The following is a 3,991-nucleotide window of genomic DNA, read 5'->3' as shown; positions in this document are numbered from 1 at the left end:
CGCAGGCTGCTCGCCGGCACCTGCCGGTACTCGCCGCCGGCGCTCCGCAGGCGCGCTTCGAGCCTTGCGTGCCGGCCTTGAGGCTGTCGGCACGGGCCTTGCCACGTCCCTCGGCAAGCGCTTCGGCAAAGTTGGCGAACAGCACGGTGAACCACAGCCACAGGGCGATCTGCACCGCCACCGCACGGCTCACCGCGGCATCCGGCACGAAGCACAGCAGGGTGGTGACGATGGCGGTGAGCTCGACCACCAGCATCACCGGCGAGCGCGCGAGCTGCCGCGGGTCGAGCTTGAGCAGGGCCTGGCGCAACGCCGGCCTGTACAGCATGGCGAACGAAGTGGCGGGTTGTTGCTCGGCACTGTCGAGTGCCGTTTGACGGACGTTCATCGTGACCTTCCTCAGAAACCTTGCAGCAGGACGAAGTGTTCGGCGATCGGGCCCAGCGCCAGCGCCGGCAGGAATGTCAGCCCGCCGACCAGCAGGATCACCACCGTCAACAGGCTCACGAACAGCGGCCCATGGGTCGGAAAGCTGTTCGCATCGACCGGCGCGCGCTGCTTGGCCGCCAGGCTGCCGGCGATGGCCAGCACGGGCAGGATGAAACCGAAGCGGCCCAGCAGCATGGCGAACGCGATCATCAGGTTGTGGTAGGTGGTGCCGGCACCGAATCCGGCGAACGCCGAGCCGTTGTTGCCGGTGCCCGAGGTGTAGGCGTAGAGAATCTGGCTCAGGCCATGCGGGCCGGGGTTGCCGATCGACGCGGCCGCTCCCGGCAGGCTGACCCCCAGCGCCGCCAGCACCAGCACGCCCACCGGCATGACCAGCAGCGTCGCCACCAGCAGGCGGACTTCGCGTGCCTCGAGCTTCTTGCCGAGGTACTCCGGCGTGCGGCCGATCATCAGCCCGGCCAGGAAAACCGTGACCAGCACGAACAGCAGCATGCCGTACAGGCCCGCGCCGACACCGCCGAAGACGATCTCGCCGAGCATCATGTTGAACAGCGCCACCATGCCCCCGAGCGGGCTGAAACTGTCGTGCATGGCGTTGACCGAGCCGTTCGACGCCGCGGTCGTGGTGACCGCCCACAACGCCGAGGCGGCGATGCCAAGGCGGCTTTCCTTGCCTTCGAGCGACCCCTGCTGCTCCACCGCCAGCTCGGCGAAAGCCGGGTTGGGTTGGTGTTCGGCGACCAGGGCGGTGCCCAGGCCGAGAACGAACAGCAACAGCATGCAGGCGAGAATCGCCCGGCTCTGGCGCAGGTCGCGCACGTAGTGGCCGAACATGAACACCAGCGCCGCCGGAATCAGCAGGATCGAGACCACCTCCAGCAGGTTGCTCCAGGCCGTCGGATTCTCGAACGGATGCGCCGAGTTGACGCCGAAGAAGCCGCCGCCGTTGGTACCCAGCTGCTTGATCGCGATCTGGCTGGCCGCCGGGCCCAGCGGGATGCTCTGCTCGGCACCCTGCAGGGTGATCGCCTGGGTGTAGTCGGCCAGACTCTGCGGTACGCCCTGCCACACCAGCAGCAACGCGAGGGCCAGGCTGAACGGCAACAGGCCATAGAGCACGGCGCGGGTCACATCGACCCAGAAATTGCCGATCACGTTGGTGCTGCGGCGCAACAGCGCGCGGCAGAACACCACGAGCACCGCCAGGCCGACCGCCGGGCTGACGAAGTTCTGCACGCCGAGCCCGAGCATCTGGCTGAAATAGCTGAGCTGGGCTTCACCGCTGTAGGCCTGCCAGTTGGTGTTGGTGACGAAGCTCACCGCCGTGTTGAGCGCCAGGTGCCATTCGAGACCCGGCAACTTCTGCGGGTTGAGCGGCAACTGCCCCTGCAGCATCAGCATCGCGAACAGCCCCAGCAGACTGGCCGCGGTCAGGCCGAGCAAGGCCAGGCTGTAGCTCTTCCAGCTCTGCTCGCGTTCCTGATCGATGCCGGCGGCGCGGTAACACAGCCGCTCGACCGGCCCCAGCACGGGCGTCAACCAGGTCCGCTGGCCTTCCATGGCCCGGAACAGGTAGCGCCCGAGCCAGGGGGCCGGCGCCAGCACGAGGAGGAAAAAGGCCGCAAGCAGCCAGTAATCGTTGGCGTGCATGCGACCCCCTAGCTACGTTCGGCGCGCAACAGCGCAACCAACAGGTAGAAGAAAAGGACGATGGCCAGGCCCAGTGCGAGCCCGTCGAGTATGGTCATGGGTGATCCGCTCCGTATGACGCGTCAATGCGTGTAGGCGAAGTGTCGGAGCAGTCGGCGTAAAGATTCGATTGCGCAGCCGGCAGGGCGGCGTAAAGAAAACGTATTTTTTAAGCGCCTATCGAGCGGGTTTTCACAGCACCTGCGATTTCTTCCGGGGGCAGTCGATGCTCACCGCCGTTGGCGCGATCGGGCCGACCTCCGACCAGCAACGGACGTCGAAGCGGAACACGGCGACCGCGCAGGTCGGCAAATGGGTGATGTCGTGCCTGAAGCGATGGGCAAGCTCGCTGAGCTGCGGATTGTGTCCGACGAGCAGCACGCTCTGCAGCTCATCGTCGAGATGCTGAACGATTCGCAACAGGTCATTCACCTGGCAGGCGTACAACTGCTCGTCGATCACCAGGTCCTTGCGGCGATAGCCCAGCATCCTGGCCAGTGCCCGGGCGGTGGCGAGAGCCCGCAAGGCGGGGCTGGTGACGATCAGGTCGACCTTGCAGCCGGATCGGGCGAGGCGTTTGCCCATGACCATCAGCTGCTTTCTGCCCCGCTCGCTCAGGGCCCGCTCTCGATCCGGCAGCGACAGGTCGCTCTTGCGCGTCTTGGCATGACGGACCAGAACCAGCGTTTTGTGTGTACCGACCTTGATGGGAAGCCCGGATAGCGTCTTCACGTCGTATTCCGCCTCGCTTTCTGGCGGCCTGTGCGGCAGGCCCGGCCTGACTGAAGAATAGTGAATGGCGCCGTTCCGATTTCGGCACCCGTGCAACAGGCGAGCGCCCGACGCGCGCCTGCCACTCATGCTTCCACTAATTGCTCCAGGCGCAAGCCGACCTGCCGGGCCCCTTCGGAGAGTTCGGCAATCAGCTCGATCAACCGGTGAAGCGCGAATACGTCTGTTGCCGCCAACTGGTTTTCCAGGCCGATCAGCACCACGGCTGCTTCATCCCGGCGCCGCTTCGACGCCTCGTCGATGTTGATCAGTTCGGCGAGCATGGCCTCGACTTTTCCCACCTCGCGGCCACGAAAACCGCTTTCCAGCAGCTCGTCGAGTTCATTCACAAGCGCCATGGCCTGCGCAACGGCATCAACGGCACGCGCCAGATGTAGCCGTATCCCATCCTGCAACAGCAGCGGCACGGACATCTGGCGCAGCGATATCAAGCGGGCGATTTCGCCGGGGCGCGTCCCCAGGTGGCTCTGGACACGCAACAGATCGAGCAGATCCGCACGGGGCACCGGCATGAACAGCGAACCGGGCAGGTGCAGGCACAGGTTCCTGGCAACCCGGTCGGCTTCTTGCCGCAGCTCTTGCAGCTGTTGCTCGAGTTGCCCGGCACGGCGCCAGTCGCCGTCGCCGGCCGCCCTCATGAAAGGCAACAACAGCTTCGCGCCGGCGTGCACCTGAGCGAAGTGCTGCTGCAACTGGGCGAATGGCGAACGGGCGATCAGTTCGGACAGGTATTTTGCAGGCATCCGGCACCTCTCCCTGCGAGTCAAGGGGTTATTCATGTAATGCCGATTGAATGCCCTGCAGAGTTACGGATACATGACAGGAGGACGAAAGCCCCGGCTCAGCCAGCTGCAGGCGGAACGCTTCCCCGGCGAGGCAGTCATTTAGTGAACGACTCCCTACCGAGGCAAGCAGCCATGAACCGATTGTTCGACAAGACGACCCCACAGAACGTCCACGGCTGGGAGCGGGCCGCCTCACTGGCCGGCGGGCTGGTGCTGCTGGGCAAGGGCTGCGCCGCGGCGGCCTCGGCGGGCTGCTGGAACTGGCGCTGGGCGGC

At 65.6% G+C, this 3,991-nt stretch carries 4 protein-coding genes and 1 pseudogene; all 5 read right to left on the bottom strand.

Annotated features, from left to right (window positions below; translation table 11 throughout):
* Positions 1–388: pseudogene (locus tag BAY1663_RS22245) on the bottom strand (potassium-transporting ATPase subunit B); the annotation flags it as partial.
* A gap of 11 nt (positions 389–399) precedes the next feature.
* Positions 400–2,100, bottom strand: coding sequence for a potassium-transporting ATPase subunit KdpA (kdpA, locus tag BAY1663_RS22240; RefSeq protein ID WP_037045193.1), 1,701 nt, complete (start codon positions 2,098–2,100; stop codon positions 400–402).
* A gap of 8 nt (positions 2,101–2,108) precedes the next feature.
* Entirely contained in the window at positions 2,109–2,198 is a 90-nt protein-coding gene (locus tag BAY1663_RS22235; protein WP_037045191.1) for a potassium-transporting ATPase subunit F, read from the bottom strand.
* Positions 2,199–2,331: 133 nt separating this feature from the next.
* Positions 2,332–2,871 (bottom strand): histidine phosphatase family protein, encoded by a 540-nt coding sequence (locus tag BAY1663_RS22230; RefSeq protein ID WP_256206954.1) that lies wholly within the window; start codon positions 2,869–2,871, stop codon positions 2,332–2,334.
* 125 nt (positions 2,872–2,996) lie between these two features.
* Complete coding sequence (locus BAY1663_RS22225; RefSeq protein ID WP_128576447.1) at positions 2,997–3,710, bottom strand: DUF47 family protein; 714 nt, start codon at positions 3,708–3,710, stop codon at positions 2,997–2,999.
* Positions 3,711–3,991 lie beyond the last annotated feature (281 nt).

This window comes from Pseudomonas sp. BAY1663 (genome assembly GCF_000582595.1).
Taxonomy (GTDB): Bacteria; Pseudomonadota; Gammaproteobacteria; order Pseudomonadales; family Pseudomonadaceae; genus Stutzerimonas; species Stutzerimonas stutzeri_AF.
Note: the sequence above shows the minus strand (reverse complement) of the source record. Positions and strands in the feature narration are given on the sequence as shown.

What these genes read in the sequence shown, in the direction of transcription:
- kdpA (WP_037045193.1), bottom strand. Translation starts at nt 2,100, where the DNA reads ATGCACGCCAACGATTACTGGCTGCTTGCGGCCTTTTTCCTCCTCGTG.
- BAY1663_RS22235 (WP_037045191.1), bottom strand. Translation starts at nt 2,198, where the DNA reads ATGACCATACTCGACGGGCTCGCACTGGGCCTGGCCATCGTCCTTTTC.
- BAY1663_RS22225 (WP_128576447.1), bottom strand. Translation starts at nt 3,710, where the DNA reads ATGAATAACCCCTTGACTCGCAGGGAGAGGTGCCGGATGCCTGCAAAA.